Annotated in this window: 16 protein-coding genes; 15 read left to right on the top strand and 1 reads right to left on the bottom strand. The window is 46.9% G+C overall.

All coding sequences use genetic code 11. From position 1 onward, the window contains the following. Positions 1-120 precede the first annotated feature (120 nt). A complete protein-coding gene (gene holA, locus AY633_RS10930; RefSeq protein WP_068488388.1) occupies positions 121-1,155 on the top strand; it encodes a DNA polymerase III subunit delta in 1,035 nt (344 codons plus the stop codon). Between the two features lie 109 nt (positions 1,156-1,264). Here the strand turns inward: holA and rpsT are convergent, their stop codons facing one another. After that, the gene (rpsT, locus tag AY633_RS10925; RefSeq protein ID WP_068461938.1) at positions 1,265-1,513 is read right to left on the bottom strand and encodes a 30S ribosomal protein S20; all 249 of its coding nucleotides are present in this window, start codon (positions 1,511-1,513) and stop codon (positions 1,265-1,267) included. Positions 1,514-1,728: 215 nt separating this feature from the next. Here rpsT and lepA point away from each other — a divergent pair, with 215 nt between their 5' ends. The 14 genes from lepA to AY633_RS10855 all read left to right on the top strand — a co-directional run bounded on the left by lepA (position 1,729) and on the right by AY633_RS10855 (position 16,646). Next, complete coding sequence (gene lepA, locus AY633_RS10920; RefSeq protein ID WP_068488387.1) at positions 1,729-3,558, top strand: translation elongation factor 4; 1,830 nt, start codon at positions 1,729-1,731, stop codon at positions 3,556-3,558. Between the two features lie 57 nt (positions 3,559-3,615). Next, positions 3,616-4,755 (top strand): radical SAM family heme chaperone HemW, encoded by a 1,140-nt coding sequence (gene hemW, locus AY633_RS10915; RefSeq protein WP_068488386.1) that lies wholly within the window; start codon positions 3,616-3,618, stop codon positions 4,753-4,755. Positions 4,756-4,846: 91 nt separating this feature from the next. Then, positions 4,847-5,878 (top strand): heat-inducible transcriptional repressor HrcA, encoded by a 1,032-nt coding sequence (gene hrcA, locus AY633_RS10910; protein ID WP_068488385.1) that lies wholly within the window; start codon positions 4,847-4,849, stop codon positions 5,876-5,878. A gap of 19 nt (positions 5,879-5,897) precedes the next feature. Next, positions 5,898-6,500, top strand: a complete 603-nt coding sequence (gene grpE, locus AY633_RS10905; protein ID WP_068488384.1) for a nucleotide exchange factor GrpE — start codon at positions 5,898-5,900, stop codon at positions 6,498-6,500. 39 nt (positions 6,501-6,539) lie between these two features. After that, the gene (gene dnaK / locus AY633_RS10900; RefSeq protein ID WP_068488383.1) at positions 6,540-8,369 is read left to right on the top strand and encodes a molecular chaperone DnaK; all 1,830 of its coding nucleotides are present in this window, start codon (positions 6,540-6,542) and stop codon (positions 8,367-8,369) included. A gap of 116 nt (positions 8,370-8,485) precedes the next feature. After that, positions 8,486-9,607: a molecular chaperone DnaJ gene (gene dnaJ / locus AY633_RS10895; protein WP_068488382.1), complete on the top strand. Its 1,122-nt coding sequence runs from the start codon at positions 8,486-8,488 to the stop codon at positions 9,605-9,607. Positions 9,608-9,699: 92 nt separating this feature from the next. After that, complete coding sequence (gene prmA, locus AY633_RS10890; RefSeq protein ID WP_068488381.1) at positions 9,700-10,641, top strand: 50S ribosomal protein L11 methyltransferase; 942 nt, start codon at positions 9,700-9,702, stop codon at positions 10,639-10,641. 12 nt (positions 10,642-10,653) lie between these two features. Next, complete coding sequence (locus tag AY633_RS10885; protein ID WP_068488380.1) at positions 10,654-11,391, top strand: 16S rRNA (uracil(1498)-N(3))-methyltransferase; 738 nt, start codon at positions 10,654-10,656, stop codon at positions 11,389-11,391. A 71-nt stretch (positions 11,392-11,462) separates the two neighbouring features. Next, on the top strand, positions 11,463-12,131 hold the full coding sequence (gene deoC / locus AY633_RS10880; RefSeq protein ID WP_068488379.1) for a deoxyribose-phosphate aldolase: 669 nt from the start codon (positions 11,463-11,465) through the stop codon (positions 12,129-12,131). Positions 12,132-12,226: 95 nt separating this feature from the next. Then, a complete protein-coding gene (gene rpsU, locus AY633_RS10875; protein WP_006828698.1) occupies positions 12,227-12,400 on the top strand; it encodes a 30S ribosomal protein S21 in 174 nt (57 codons plus the stop codon). A 287-nt stretch (positions 12,401-12,687) separates the two neighbouring features. After that, positions 12,688-13,974, top strand: coding sequence for an NfeD family protein (locus tag AY633_RS10870; RefSeq protein ID WP_068488583.1), 1,287 nt, complete (start codon positions 12,688-12,690; stop codon positions 13,972-13,974). After that, positions 13,975-14,967, top strand: coding sequence for a flotillin-like protein FloA (floA, locus tag AY633_RS10865; protein ID WP_068461963.1), 993 nt, complete (start codon positions 13,975-13,977; stop codon positions 14,965-14,967). It abuts the gene before it with no gap. A gap of 30 nt (positions 14,968-14,997) precedes the next feature. Next, positions 14,998-15,549 carry a hypothetical protein gene (locus tag AY633_RS10860; protein ID WP_068488378.1) on the top strand — a complete coding sequence of 184 codons (552 nt, stop codon included), beginning with the start codon at positions 14,998-15,000 and terminating at the stop codon, positions 15,547-15,549. 137 nt (positions 15,550-15,686) lie between these two features. Continuing rightward, a complete protein-coding gene (locus tag AY633_RS10855) occupies positions 15,687-16,646 on the top strand; it encodes a PhoH family protein (RefSeq protein ID WP_068488377.1) in 960 nt (319 codons plus the stop codon). The last annotated feature ends 37 nt before the right edge of the window (positions 16,647-16,683 follow it).

Here is a 16,683-nt window from a genome sequence, read left to right as displayed (position 1 = left end):
AACTCGACAATGTATGCCGATTTTCACCAACGTCACACAACTGTCAAAAGCAGAGTTGTTCTGTAAGGCAGACCGCCACCGAAAAATCCGGTATAGTTATCAGAAGAGGGAGTGAAACGTATGATTACATCAATATGGAAGTCAATCCGCGCGGATAAAATCGATCCGGTTTACCTAATTGTCGGATCTGAGAGCTATTTCATCACCAAGACAATCGAATTGCTGAAAGCGCAAATGGCGGAGGCGGGGGAAACGGATGTCTCTAATTTCGATTTGGATGAAGTGCCAGTCGGTCATGTGCTCGAAGAAGCGGATACCATTCCATTTTTCAGCGACCGTAAATTGATCATCGCGCGCAATGCTTCGTTTCTGAAAGCGGCAGAGCGCGGGAAAGAAAAAATCAACCATGACCTCAAATCTTTGGAAGCGTGGCTTGAAAATCCTCCAACTACGAGTGTGACGGTTTTTGTTGCACCATATGAGAAATTGGACGAACGTAAAAAAATCGTCAAGTTAATGAAGAAAAACGTTGTACTCATTGAAGCGAAATCGTTGCAGCCTCATGAACTAGAAAGCTGGATTGCGCACGAAGCAAAATCTCATGGCAAACTGCTTGAGCGACAAAGTGCCCAAAAACTTATTGAAATGGCAGGCACCAATTTGACTTTGCTCGCTTCGGAAATTGAGAAGATGTCCTTATACCTCGGCTCGGAACAAGAAGAAATTACCGAAATGCTTATCGAAGACATGACGGCACGTACCTTGGAGCAAGATGCTTTTAAGATGCTGCAGGCATATCTCGATGGAGATGTCGAAATGGCGCTCAGCGTCTATTATGACCTGCTGCGCCAAAAGGAAGAGCCGGTCGCGCTGGCTGCTTTGCTTTCGTCACAAATCCGTTTCATGGTACATGTTTATTATTTGCAAAAAAAAGGCTATCACGCACAACAAATCTCTAAGCAACTGAAAGCACACCCTTATCGCGTAAAGCTTTTGGTGGAAAGGCGTCGGCAAATATCCGAAACACGCTTGCTTCAAGTACTTGGCGATTTAGCAGACATCGATCTGCAATTAAAAACCGTTTCGGGCAATCGGGAGCGGGTGCTTGAATTTTTCTTGATGAAACGCGCTGGGCATGCCAAACAGTCGTCTTGAATGGTAGATATTGAAAAGAGGAACTGCAAAGCCAATCCAAAGGCAGCGCGGTTTCTTTTTTCACACAGAAAAAAGCCGGCCCTATATAGGACCGGCTTTTTGATGCGTTTTACGCTTTTTTCATGAGGCTTGATTTTCTACGGGCAGCAGTGTTTTTGTGGATCAAACCTTTAGAAGCTGCTTTCTCAACTTGTTTGATTGCTGCTTTAAGGGAATCCCCTTTGTTTTCTTCATTATTAGCTACAGCGTTGTCAGCCTTTTTCACAGAAGAACGCATTGCAGTTTTAACAGATGAGTTCTGAGCATTTTTCTTATCAGTCGTGCGAACACGTTTGATTGCAGATTTAATGTTTGGCATATCTTTCACCTCCTAGACAATTTGAGCGGCAGGTGCAAGCCCTAGCTCTTCAGTGTCTCTATACAACAAAAGTTATTTTATCAAATCGGCTGGCCGAATGCAATAGTTACGTGGAAAGAAGTTTTCCTTGACACTGAAACCTTTATGCGGTCATTCATTGCCCATTGCCCGCCTGACTGCTATAATTCAAAGTAGTTTATATGGGAGTGAAGAAAATGGACCAAGAACAGAGATTAGCGAGACAACAGAAAATCCGCAACTTTTCCATCATCGCGCACATCGATCATGGAAAGTCGACGCTGGCCGACCGCATTTTGGAAAGAACGAATGCATTGACAGCACGCGAAATGAAATCCCAATTGCTCGATTCCATGGATTTGGAACGGGAGCGGGGAATTACCATCAAATTGAATGCCGTCCAGCTTAATTATACAGCAAAAGACGGAGAGACATACATTATGCATTTGATCGACACGCCAGGTCATGTCGATTTCACGTACGAAGTGTCTAGAAGTCTCGCAGCATGTGAAGGCGCAGTCTTGGTCGTTGATGCGGCACAGGGAATCGAAGCCCAGACTTTGGCCAATGTCTATTTGGCGCTCGACAACGATCTCGAAATTCTTCCGGTCATCAATAAAATTGATTTGCCAGCAGCAGACCCTGAGCGCGTGCGCCAGGAAGTCGAAGATGTCATCGGCCTCGATGCATCTGAAGCGGTGCTTGCCTCTGCAAAAGCCGGGATTGGCATCGAAGAGATTTTGGAGCAAGTCGTCGAAAAAGTTCCAGCGCCACAAGGAGATTCATCGGCACCGCTAAAAGCGATGATTTTTGACTCCTTGTACGATCCATATCGAGGCGTTGTCGCTTATATCCGGATTATGGAAGGTACCGTTAAGCCGGGCGACAAAATCAAGATGATGGCGAGCGGCAAAGAGTTTGACGTGGTCGAAGCAGGAGTCTTCACGCCTAAAGTAACATTGCGTGACGAATTGACCGTTGGCGATGTCGGCTTTTTGACTGCTTCCATTAAAAACGTTGCGGACTCTCGCGTCGGGGACACCATTACGCTTGCCGACAATCCGGCAGAAGAAGCGCTGCCTGGTTACCGCCGTTTGAATCCGATGGTTTATTGCGGCATGTACCCGATCGATACATCCAAATACAATGATTTGCGCGACGCACTCGAAAAATTGGAACTCAACGATGCAGCTTTGCAATTTGAGCCTGAATCCTCACAAGCACTCGGCTTTGGCTACCGCTGTGGTTTCCTTGGCCTGTTGCACATGGAGATTATTCAAGAACGCATCGAGCGCGAGTTCAATATTGATTTGATTACCACAGCACCGAGTGTTATCTACCACGTCCACATGACAGATGGGGAAGTGCTGAATATCGATAACCCGGCGATGATGCCGGATCCGCAAAAAATCGAATATGTGGAAGAACCTTATGTGAAAGCGACCGTTATGGTGCCGAATGATTTCGTTGGCGCCGTCATGGAAATCTGTCAGCAAAAACGCGGCAATTTCTTGACCATGGATTACCTCGATAACTCACGCGTCAGCATTATTTATGAATTGCCGCTCGCTGAGATCGTTTATGATTTCTTTGACCAATTGAAATCGGGCACAAAAGGCTATGCCTCGTTCGATTATGAATTGATTGGTTACAAAGATTCGAAATTGGTGAAGATGGACATTCTATTGAATGCAGAAAAAGTAGACGCCTTGAGCTTTATTGTTCATAGAGATTTTGCTTACGAACGCGGCAAGATTATTGTCGACAAATTGAAGACTTTGATTCCTCGCCAGCAGTTCGAAGTGCCAATTCAAGCGGCCATTGGCCAAAAAATTGTAGCTCGCCAGACCATTAGCGCCATCCGGAAGAACGTTCTCGCAAAATGTTATGGCGGCGATATTTCCCGGAAACGTAAGCTATTAGACAAACAGAAAGAAGGGAAAAAGCGGATGAAGCAAGTTGGCTCCGTAGAAGTCCCGCAAGAAGCATTTATGGCTGTTCTCAAAATGGATGACCAATCCAAATAAACGAAAAAAAGGAGGCGGTTTTTCTGCCTCCTTTTCCTATTAGAAAGAAGGATTTTTATGGTAAAAGGCATGTATATCCATATCCCATTCTGCCACCAGATTTGTTTTTACTGCGATTTCAATAAAGTATTTTTCAAAGACCAGCCGGTGGACGCTTATATTGAATCAATCGGCAAGGAATTGGCGCTGTGGAAACAACAAGGCGCACTCGAAGTGCCGCTTGAGACGGTTTTTCTCGGCGGCGGGACACCGACTGCCTTGACACCTGATCAATTAAAGCGATTGCTCGAATTGATCCATCAATATGTACCGATGAGCGAAGATGTGGAATGGAGTTCAGAAGCGAATCCCGATGAACTGACGCGCGAAAAAATGGAAGTGCTCTATAAAGGTGGCGTCAACCGCCTCAGCATGGGCGTCCAGACCTTCGACCAGGATTTATTAAAGCGTCTCGGCCGTACTCATGCCAATGATGATGTGTTGCGCGCGGTCGAAACTGCACGGGAAGTCGGATTCTCGAATATCAGCTTCGATTTGATGTACGGATTGCCAGGTCAAACGATGGCGCAATGGGACGAAACGCTTGAACGCGCATTTGCATTTGGCATGCCCCATTTTTCTGCCTATTCCTTGATCATTGAACCGAAAACGGTGTTTTATAATCTGATGGTTAAAGGCAAGCTCAACACGGTGACGGAAGATTTAGAGGGCGATATGTACGAGCGCCTCATGAACGAAATGGAAAAGCATGGCTTGCATCAATACGAGATTTCTAATTTTGCCAAGCCTGGCCATGAATCCCGCCATAATCTATTGTATTGGGATAATGAAGAATACATCGGCGTCGGCGCAGGCGCCCATGGCTATGTGGACGGCGTTCGGTATTCCAATCATGGGCCGCTGAAAAAGTACATGGAGCCGCTAGAAGCTGGAGAACGCCCTGTGCTCGATGCGACGACAGTGACTGTTAAAGCACAAATGGAAGAAGAAATGTTCCTAGGGCTGCGCAAGACGGCAGGAGTAGAGCTCGCCCGATTTGAAGAAAAGTTTGGCGCTGCGTTAGAGCAAGTGTACGGAGAGATTTTGCAAAATGAACAAGCGAAAGGCAATTTGGTAGTCGAACAAGGCCGAGTCAAGTTGACTCACAAAGGTCGATTTGTTGGGAATGAAGTTTTTGAGCAATTTTTGCTTTCATAGATGCTCATCCGTTGACAAGCAAAAAAAGTTTTGGTAATTTTAGTGTAGTCTTAGCACTCGAACCAATAGAGTGCTAACAGAGGTGATGATCATGTTAACAGAACGGCAGCTGCTCATTTTGAAAGTGACAGTCGATGATTATATCCAATCAGCGCAGCCGGTAGGATCGAACCAATTAGCTAAAAAGCCAGGGATCACTTCCAGTTCGGCAACCATTCGCAATGAATTGGCTGAACTCGAAGGCCAGGGCTACCTCGAAAAGACTCACACATCCTCAGGCCGGATTCCGTCTCAAAAAGGATACCGTTATTATGTGGACCATTTGCTGACGCCGAATCCAGTGCCGCACCAGGACATTGTCCAGCTTCGTTCGGTTTTTGAGGAAAAAGTGAACGAAACCGAGGAAATCATCAAACGTTCGGCTGGTATCCTGTCTGAATTGACAAATTATACGTCGATTCTTTTAGGGCCGGATATTCGAAGGCATATCGTCAAGAAATTGTCGATCGTTCCTTTGTCTCCAGGAATGGCTGTGGCAATTATTGTCACCGATTCGGGCCACGTGGAAAATCGGGTATTTTCCATCCCGGTGGATATGGACCCATCCGATATCGAAAAGATGGTCAATATCTTGAACGATCGGCTCATTGGCGTCTCTCTGCATGATTTGCATAGACGCCTCGAGCAGGAAACGCTGGCACTCTTGCGACAGCATATCGAACGCTACGGGGAATTGTTCCGGACGTTCAAGCAAGCTTTACTGCTTCCGCGCTCGGATAATGTGTATTATGGCGGCAAGCTGAATATTTTGAAGCAGCCGGATTTCCATGATATCCAAAAAATCCGTGAGCTTATGGATGTGATGGAAGAAGGAAAGCACATTCCTGAAATCCTGCCGATCGGTGCACAAGGCCTTCAAATTCGCATCGGTTCCGAAAACGCGCTGGCCGCCATGGAAGATTGCTCGGTCATCACGGTATCTTATGAGATCGGTGACGAGCAAACAGGCTCTATCGCGATCGTTGGACCGAAAAGAATGGATTACCGCCGAATCGTCTCACTGCTGGATTATGTCAGCAGTGATTTATCGAAAGAGCTGACACGGCTGTTTCAAGGAAAGTGAACCAAAGGAGGCATATATTTTGTCGAATGAAAAAGAAACAATCAAACAACAAGACCTAGAGCAGGACGCTGCACAGCAAGAAAAGCAGGATGCTGTAGACCAAACAGCTGAAACCGTTGATGCGGAGCCGGCAACTGCCGAATCGGCTGAGCAGGCACAAGCAGATGAGCCGGTAGATGAGAAAGCTGAACTTCAAGCCCAGCTCGAAGAAGAGCAGAACAAATACTTGCGTTTGCTTGCGGATTATGACAATTTCAAGCGTCGCGCGAAAAAAGACCAGGAACTGGCAAAACAATTCCGTTCCCAATCTTTACTGACAGATCTTCTGCCAGTGTTGGATAATTTCGACCGAGCTCTTGCTGTCGAAGCGAAAAGCGAAGAATCCGCCTCGCTTTTGAAAGGCCTTGAAATGGTCAAGAAATCCTTGACGGACGCTGTGACGTCGGAAGGCTTAGAGGAGATCAAAGCGGTCGGCGAACCATTCGACCCTCATTTCCATCAAGCAGTCATGCAGGAAAGCGATGCAGACAGCGAGCCAGGAACGGTGTTACAAGAGCTTCAAAAGGGGTATACCCTGAATGGCAGAGTGCTCCGCCCGGCTATGGTAAAAGTGAACGAATAACTGAAACTCAACAATCTACTGTAAATGGAGGAATTTTAAATGAGCAAAATTATCGGAATTGACTTAGGTACAACAAACTCAGCGGTCGCAGTTTTAGAAGGCGGCGAACCAAAAATCATCCCAAACCCAGAAGGCAACCGCACAACACCATCGGTCGTATCGTTTAAAAACGGCGAACGCCAAGTCGGTGAAGTAGCAAAACGCCAATCCATCACGAACCCAAACACGATCCAATCTATTAAACGTTTGATGGGTACACAAGAAAAAGTAACAGCTGAAGGTAAAGAGTACACAGCGCAGGAAGTTTCTGCGATGATTCTTCAATACATCAAAGGCTATGCTGAAGATTATCTCGGAGAAAAAGTCACGAAAGCCGTTATCACGGTACCGGCATACTTCAACGATGCAGAACGCCAAGCGACGAAAGACGCTGGCCGCATCGCTGGACTTGAAGTGGAACGTATCATCAACGAGCCGACAGCTGCAGCACTTGCTTACGGCCTTGATAAAATGGAAAAAGATGAAACAGTCTTGGTCTATGACCTTGGCGGCGGTACATTTGACGTATCGATCCTTGAACTAGGCGACGGCGTCTTCGAAGTAAAATCAACTGCCGGCGACAACCGTTTGGGCGGCGATGATTTCGATAAACTGATCATCGATTACCTAGTACAAGAATTCAAAAAAGAAAACGGCATCGATTTGTCGAAAGACAAAATGGCGACACAGCGCTTGAAAGATGCTGCTGAAAAAGCGAAAAAAGATTTGTCTGGCGTGACAACGACTCAAATCTCCTTGCCGTTTATCACAGCTGGTGAAGCCGGACCGCTTCACATGGAGATGAACCTATCACGCGCGAAATTCGATGAGTTGACTTCAGCTCTAGTTGAACGCACGATGGGGCCTACTCGCCAAGCATTGAAAGACGCAGGCGTTTCCGCTTCAGAACTTGACCGCGTAATTCTAGTTGGTGGATCTACTCGTATCCCAGCTGTCCAAGAAGCTGTTAAGAAAGAAACAGGAAAAGAGCCTCATAAAGGCGTTAACCCGGATGAAGTTGTTGCAATGGGTGCAGCTGTACAAGGCGGCGTATTGACTGGCGACGTCCAAGACGTGGTATTGCTAGACGTAACACCATTGTCTCTAGGTATCGAAACCATGGGCGGCGTGTTCACGAAATTGATCGAACGCAACACGACAATCCCGACATCTAAATCGCAGACATTCTCTACGGCAGCGGACAACCAGCCAGCCGTTGACATTCATGTTATGCAAGGTGAACGTCCGATGGCAGCGGATAACAAAACGCTTGGCCGTTTCCAATTGACGGATATCCCGCCAGCACCGCGCGGCGTACCGCAAATCGAAGTTAGCTTCGATATCGACAAAAACGGCATTGTTAGTGTCAAAGCGAAAGACCTTGGCACGCAAAAAGAACAAACCATCACGATTCAATCAAGCACTACGCTTACAGATGACGAAATCGACCGCATGGTGAAAGAAGCGGAAGAAAATGCTGAAGCGGACGCGAAGCGTAAAGAAGAAGTGGAACTTCGCAACGAAGCAGACCAAGCAGTCTTCACGACAGACAAAACAATTGAAGACCTAGGTGAAGCGGTTTCTGAAGATGAGAAAAAACAAGCTGAAGAGGCGCGCGATGAGTTGAAAACAGCGCTTGAAGGCACAGACATCGAAGATATCCGTACGAAGAAAGACAAATTACAAGAGCTTCTTCAAGGCTTTGCCATGAAAGCTTACGAGCAAGCAGCCCAGGCTCAACAGGGTGCTGAAGGCGGAGCAGAGCAAGGAAATGATGACGGCGTGGTCGACGCTGATTTTGAAGAAGTAAACGACAATAAAGACAAGTAAGATATGCAAGGCCGAAAAAGTCAAAGCAAAGCAACTGCTTTGGCTTTTTCAATGTCTTTGCAAGCGCAATTTAAACCGTGTACAATTACAGTTGACTGCAAGAGGGAGAGTGACCTATGAATAAGCGAGACTATTACGAAGTCCTTGGTGTTTCTAAGGATGCTTCAAAAGAGGAAATTAAGAAAGCGTATCGAAAGCTTTCCAAACAATATCACCCGGACATCAACAAAGAAGCGAATGCATCGGAAAAGTTTCAAGAAGTCAAGGAAGCTTATGAAGTACTGAGCGACGAGCAAAAACGTTCCCAGTATGACCAATTCGGCCACCAAGATCCAAATCAAGGCTTTGGCGGTGGAGGATTCGGCGGAGCAGAAGGCTTTGGCTTCGACGATATTTTCAGTACATTCTTTGGTGGTGGCACGCGTCGCCGCGATCCGAATGCCCCGAGAAAAGGCGATGACTTGCAATATTCCATGACCATCGATTTCCTGGATGCCGTATTCGGCCAAGAAACAGAAATCGAAATTCCAAAAGACGAAACTTGTGAAACTTGCGACGGTTCCGGAGCGAAGCCTGGGACGAGCAAGAAAACTTGCCCATATTGTGAAGGCGCTGGCCAATTGAACGTGGCGCAAGATACGCCGTTCGGACGGATGGTCAACCGCAGAGCATGCCATCATTGTGAAGGCACTGGGCAGATCATCGAAGAGAAATGCACCACTTGCCGCGGAGCAGGAAAAGTAAGAAAACTGAAGAAAATCAAAGTGACCGTTCCAGCTGGCGTCGATGATGGGCAGCAGTTGCGCGTATCAGGCCAGGGTGGACCCGGCATCAACGGCGGTCCTGCAGGAGATCTTTACGTATTGTTCCGCGTCAAGCCTCATGCCGAGTTCGAGCGTGACGGCGACGATATCCATTTAGAATTGCCAATTACGTATCCTCAAGCGGCGCTAGGCGATGAAATTGAAGTGCCGACGATTTCCGGAAAAGTGAAACTGAAGATCCCGGCAGGAACGCAAAACGGCGCACGTTTCCGCTTGCGTGGAAAAGGTGTTCAAAATGTTCATGGCTACGGTGTTGGCGATCAGCACATCACCATCAAAGTGAAAGTGCCATCAAAATTGAGCGAAAAACAACGCCAATTGCTACGTGAGTTTGCGGAAGTTTCTGGAGATATCCCAGAAGAGCAAAGCAGTTCATTGTTTGACAAGATCAAAAGAACCATCAAAGGTGATTAAAAGGCAAACAGCCTTGGACAAATGGAAAACTCCCGTGCACTAGGGAGTTTTCTGTCTGTTACATACTTGTTCAATAAAGGAGCTGATCGTAAGTGAAATGGTCTGAGTTGTCGATTCATACAACGAACGAGGCGATTGAATCAATTTCCAACATCCTGCACGAGGCAGGGGCGAGCGGAGTAGTCATTGAGGATTCAGAGGATTTGACGAAAGACCGTGAAGATGTATTCGGTGAGATCTATTCACTCGATCCTGAAGATTTTCCGACAGAAGGTGTCATCTTGAAAGCTTATCTTCCCGTTAACAGTTTTTTAGGGGAAGCGGTAGAAGGCATCAAACTAGCCATCAATAACCTGGCAGAATTCAACATCAATGTCGGGCGCAATGTCGTCACTATTAGCGAAGTCAATGAAGAAGACTGGGCGACATCGTGGAAGAAATATTACCACCCTGTTAAAATTTCGAAAAGATTCACCATTGTTCCGACTTGGGAAACATATCACCCGGTTTCGAGTGATGAACTGATCATTGAACTTGACCCAGGCATGGCATTCGGTACCGGAACACATCCGACGACCGTCATGAGCCTGCAGGCACTTGAAAAGCATGTTGAGCGGAACCATACAGTCATCGATGTTGGAACCGGTTCAGGCGTTCTCGCAATCGGTGCGGCCTTGCTCGAAGCTGCTTCTGTCAGAGCGCTAGACCTCGATGAAATTGCTGTAAAAGCGGCAGGATTGAATGTGAAATTGAACAAAGTCCAAGACCGTGTCGATGTGTTCCATGGAAATTTGCTCGAAGCAATCGATAACCCAGCGGATGTGGTCGTGGCGAATATTCTTGCTGAGATTATCATGTCGTTCACAGACGATGCGTTTCAGGCGGTCAAGCCGGGCGGCATTTACATTACTTCCGGCATCATTGCACAGAAGAAGAACGATGTGAAACAAGCGCTCGAAACTTCAGGATTTGTCATCGAAGACATTATGATGATGGAAGACTGGGTAACGATCATTTCAAAAAAACCGCTATAACGGGGTGCGACCATGCAACGATATTTTCTAGAAGAGACAGAATCCGGCAAAGATGATTTGGCGATTACGGGAGACGATGCCAAACACATTGCCAAAGTAATGAGGCAATCAGTAGGTGATCAGCTGATCGCAGTGGTATCAGGAACTGTACATTTAGCAGAAATCACGGAAATTGCTACGGATGTCCACATTAAATTGATCCGTGAGCTCGAAGACCACAGTGAGTTGCCAAAAAAAGTGACGATTGCCTGTGGTTTGCCTAAAGGCGATAAGCTCGAACTGATCACTCAAAAAGCGACAGAGCTCGGGATGAGTTCGCTGCTGCCCTATTCGGCGGAACGGTCGATCGTCAAATGGGATGGTGCCAAAAGCGCGAAGAAAATCGAGCGCTTGCGTAAAATTGCTAAGGAAGCTGCCGAGCAATCGCATCGGAGCCGCATTCCAACCATCCAGTCTGTGCACACTTTTAAAGAATTGTTGAGCGCAGCGAAAAATTACGATGCGGTGATCGTTGCTTATGAAGAAGAGGCGAAAAAGAACGGTGGGAGCCGGTTTGCCGAAATTCTGGAATCATTGTATGATAAGGATTCAATCTTACTTGTTTTTGGTCCGGAAGGCGGCATTTCAGAGGCGGAAGCAGCTGCACTCAAAGAAGCCGGTGCGCAATTCGCTGCACTTGGCCCGCGCATACTGCGCACAGAGACAGCTCCGCTTTATGCTTTGTCTGCAATATCCTATGAGTTTGAATAAAGCGAGCCAATTACAAAACTGACGCAAGTCATCAACTGAAAAACTTAGTGTAAAGAATGGAGAATTAGATCATGACAAATATTGCATCTTTAATTGACCACACCTTATTGAAAGCAGAAGCTACAGCTCCTCAAATCGAGCAGCTTTGCAAAGAAGCGGCAGAACATCATTTCGCTTCTGTATGTGTTAACCCGGCATGGGTCGCACTTGCGGCTAAACACCTTGAAGAAAGCGAGGTCAAAGTCTGCACGGTCATTGGCTTCCCACTTGGTGCATCAACTTCTGAAACAAAAGCGTTCGAAACAAAAGACGCAATTGAAAAGGGCGCAGGCGAAATCGATATGGTCTTGAACATCGGCGCATTGAAAAGCGGGCAAGAAGATGTTGTAAAAGCAGATGTTGAGGCAGTCGTGAATGCAGCAAAAGGAAAAGCAATCGTCAAAGTTATTCTTGAGATTTGCTTATTGACAGATGAAGAAATCAAAGTAGCAAGCCGCCTGTCGAAAGAAGCGGGAGCAGATTTTGTTAAAACCTCAACTGGCTTCTCAACTGGTGGAGCAACTATCGAAGCAGTTCGTTTGATGCGCGAAACGGTAGGACCAGACCTTGGTGTTAAGGCTTCAGGCGGCGTTCGCAGCTTGGAAGATGTCGAGAAAATGGTCGAAGCAGGAGCGACTCGCATCGGTGCAAGTTCAGGTGTTCAGATCATGCAAGGTCTTACTTCAGACAACGATTATTAAGTATTGACGAAGATCTTTTCTTGCGTTATAATTTTCTAGTATATAACACTTGTTGTTATTTGCTTCAACGTGTGTTCGGAGGGAGGGAAAAAGAGATGTCAAAAACTACAGTTCGTAAAAACGAATCAATTGAAGATGCTCTTCGCCGCTTCAAACGCACTGTTTCGAAGTCCGGAACAATGCAAGAGGTAAGAAAGCGCGAGTATTATGATAAGCCGAGCGTGAAACGTAAATTGAAATCAGAAGCTGCGCGTAAACGTAAATTTTAATTGACTTTGATCTTAAATGACTTTTAAAAATAGCAACGAACAGCTAAGACCGGAAGCACATTTGTGCTTCCGGTTTTTTATTGACTTAAAATGGTCATTAAATGATCAAGATGTAAGCGCATTCCATCGTAACTTGGAGAAAATTGCTTTATAATGAAAAAGAAGCCGACTGGTGAAACCACAGCTCGACTCATCCGTATACATAATTATCCTAAAGTTTTCATGGAGGAGAGGGGGAACTTGCCGTGCGTAGAAAAAAAGCGTGGATCGGCTTTTTATTCCTAGTCATGGCATTCGCTTTAGCGATTCCAGCCATCTCTGCGGATAACGGTAAAGTTTATGTCATTCCGATCGAAGCGGAAGTGGAGCGGGGTTTGCAGTCGTTTTTGGAGCGGGGTATTGAGGAAGCTGAAGAAGCCGGGGCCACAACTATCGTCTTTGAAATTGATACGCCGGGCGGTTTTGTCAATGCAGCAGATAGCATTGCCCGCCTATTGGATGATGCCGAGCCTGAAACAGTGGCTTTCATCAACCAGGATGCCCTGTCAGCTGGGGCATTTCTCGCCTTGCATAATGATGAAATTTATATGCATCCGAATGGGCGAATGGGCGCGGCACAAGTCATCGATCAATCTGGCAATGCAGCTGCCGATAAGGCAAATTCTGCTTGGCTGTCTTCGATGAGAAGTGCAGCGGAATCGTCAGACCGTAATCCGCAATTTGCGCTCGCAATGGCGGATGCCAGCATCGACCTTCCGGAATACCGGGCGGCAGAAGGTGAATTATTAACGCTTGGTGCGCAAGAAGCGCTTGATGTCGAGTATTCAGAAGGCACCGTGTCGACTCTTGAGGAACTTCTCGACATGAAAGGCCTGGCGGACGCAGAAGTGGTTCAAGTAGAAGAAAATTGGTCAGAAACCTTGGCTCGTTTTCTGACGAGCCCGATTGTGGTGCCGATCTTGCTGTCAGTAGCAGGTCTCGGATTGTTGCTTGAGCTGTTCACGCCCGGAGTCGGGATTCCTGGATTTTTCGGTTTGTTTTCACTGATGCTATTCTTTTACGGCCATTTGGTGGCAGGGCTCGCTGGATATGAATCGATCTTGCTCTTGGTTTTCGGCCTTGGCTTAATCCTGCTGGAATTTTTTGTCCCGGGTGGCATACTGGGGATTCTGGGGATACTGGCGGTCATCGGGAGTGTTTTACTAGCGGGTGAAGATGTCCAGACAACAGCAATTGCAATTTTGATTGCATTACTTGTAGCTTCAGCGGGGATGGTGATTTTAGTGAAATTTTTCGGCAAGAAATTGAACATGTTCAAGCGAATTATCTTAACCGACGCCACCGATACGGAGCATGGCTACGTGTCAGCCGTCAACCGTCCGGAACTGATTGGCCAGATTGCCCGTACCACCAACGCCCTAAGGCCTTCTGGCACGATCCGGCTTGGTGACGAGTATATCGATGCGGTGTCGGAAGGACGGTTTATCGACAGTAACAAAGATGTTAAAATTATCAAGGTAGAAGGGTCTCGCATTGTTGTGCGAGAACTCGAAAAACAAGAGGAGGAAGAATAAATGGGACTTGAAGCAATCGGCTTAGGCGCCGCGATAATTGGGATTATCGTCGTACTCGCCATCTTTTTCACATTCGTACCCGTTACATTATGGATTTCGGCTTTAGCTGCCGGCGTCCGCATCAGCATCTTCACATTGATCGGGATGAGATTGCGCCGGGTTATCCCATCGCGTATCGTCAACCCGTTGATCAAAGCTTCTAAAGCGGGTCTTTCCGTACAGATCAACCAATTGGAAAGCCATTACTTGGCAGGCGGTAACGTTGACCGAGTCGTCAATGCTTTGATCGCAGCTCATCGCGCCAATATCGATTTGCCGTTCGAACGTGCAGCAGCAATCGACCTGGCCGGCCGTGACGTGCTAGAAGCAGTTCAAATGTCCGTTAACCCGAAAGTCATCGAAACGCCATTTATCGCCGGTGTTGCAATGGACGGCATTGAAGTAAAAGCAAAAGCGCGTATTACCGTGCGTGCCAACATCGACCGTCTAGTCGGTGGTGCTGGTGAAGAAACCATCGTCGCCCGTGTAGGTGAAGGGATTGTTTCGACACTCGGTTCAAGTACAAACCATAAAAAGGTTCTTGAAAATCCAGATCTCATTTCTCAAACCGTTCTTGGCAAAGGTCTAGACTCCGGTACAGCCTTTGAAATCCTGTCGATCGATATCGCAGACGTCGATATCGGTAAAAACATTGGAGCAGAGCTTCAAACAGAACAAGCGGATGCCGATAAGAAAATCGCGCAGGCTAAAGCGGAAGAACGCCGTGCAATGGCCGTTGCAAGCGAACAGGAAATGAAAGCGAAAGTCGTACAAATGCGCGCGAAAGTTGTAGAAGCCGAAGCAGAAGTGCCAATGGCGATGTCAGAAGCGCTTCGTTCAGGAAACATCGGTGTAATGGATTATATCAATTACAAAAATGTTCAAGCTGATACAAGCATGCGCGAGTCCATCTCGAAAAGCGGAACGGAAAAACAAGAGGACGAAAATCAATAAATTCCGCCATAACTCAAGGGAGGTTTTGGAATGGAACCCCTCATCATGATGTTGATCATTGCGGCAGTAAGCGCTGTGTTCAATAAAAACAAAAAGTCTGACGGCAAAGAGCAGACGACCCAGCAGCCAAAGCGTCAGCAAGGCCCTGGGGCACCTGCGGGCAGATCGCAGCAGCGAACGCAATCACCTCAGCAATCTCAACGAGGCGGGCAGCGAAGCTTTAAGCGGATTGAAGACTACGCCAAGGAAATTTACGGCGAGTTTCAAACCCAGATGGAGAGCGACCCTAAACGCAAAGAACAGGCACGCCAAGTCAAAGAACAGGCAGAGCGTGCCAAATCACGTGTGACGGAGGAAGCTGAAAAGCGGATGCCGGCTCAAGCAAAGCAAGTTGCACAACAAACTAGCCGCCCGGGAAGATTAAGCGCGCATCAAAATGAGCCATTCAAGCGGGCGGTTAAAAAAGAAAAAGAGCGGGATTTGTTCCCGTTCGACCAAGAAGACGTACGTCGAGGCGTGATCATGGCAGAGATTTTGCAGCCGCCCAAATCAAAACGTCAAAAGCAAGGCCGGCATATTTGATGCCGGTCTTTTCTTTTGGTCATATAATTTTATATATTAATATTATGTAAACTAGAATCATCTGAATTAATTTACATTTCCATATAGATAATGATAGAGTTGAGAAGAAGAAAAAACACGATCCAAGGAGCGTCTAAATGACAGAAAACAGCCTACTCGAATTGCATGTGAAAGATCCGAATGAAGCCGTTCAGCTTCTCGGCACATCCGACAGCCATCTGTCGCTGATCGAAGAAAGTTTCGATATACACATCATCACCCGAGGCGAAGTGATTCGCCTTGAAGGGCCTGAAGAAAGCCGCCAAACAGGGAAATTGCTATTGGAACAATTACTGAAAGTCATCCGTAAAGGCATCAATATCGACCAGCGCGATATCGTTTCAGCTATCGAAATGGCAAAAAGCGGAACGATTGAATACTTTGCCGAATTATACGATGAGGAAGTGGCCCGCAGCGCAACAGGGCGTTCAATTCGCGCAAAAACCATTGGTCAGCGCCATTATATCCACGCCATCAAGAAAAGCGACATGGTTTTCGGAATCGGCCCTGCCGGAACCGGAAAAACCTATCTTGCCGTTGTTTTAGCGGTGCAAGCGTTGAAAAACGGCCATGTCAAAAAAATTGTCCTGACACGTCCTGCGGTTGAAGCAGGGGAAAGTCTTGGGTTCTTGCCAGGCGACTTGAAGGAAAAGGTGGATCCTTATTTACGTCCTCTATACGACGCCTTGCATGACGTCATGGGCCAAGAGCAAACGAACCGATTGATTGAACGCGGAACGATCGAAGTAGCACCACTCGCTTATATGAGAGGCCGTACATTAGAAGAAGCGTTCATTATTTTGGATGAAGCCCAGAATACGACAAAAGCCCAGATGAAGATGTTTTTGACACGTCTCGGCTTTAACTCGAAAATGATTGTCACAGGCGATAAAACGCAAATCGATTTGCCACGCGGCGCAGAATCCGGTTTGATCGCTGCTGAAAAGAATTTGCACGGCGTTAAAGGCATCGAGTTTGAGTATTTGGAAAAAGGTGATGTCGTTCGGCATCCGCTCGTCTCGAGAATCATTGAAGCTTACGAAAACCAGCCTGGCTAAGGCTGGTTTTTTTGTGCCGAGTGGAAATCAATTCAGT

It is taken from the genome of Planococcus maritimus (assembly GCF_001592825.1).
Classification (GTDB): Bacteria; Bacillota; Bacilli; order Bacillales_A; family Planococcaceae; genus Planococcus; species Planococcus maritimus_C.
This window is presented reverse-complemented; position numbering and strand designations above follow the sequence as displayed.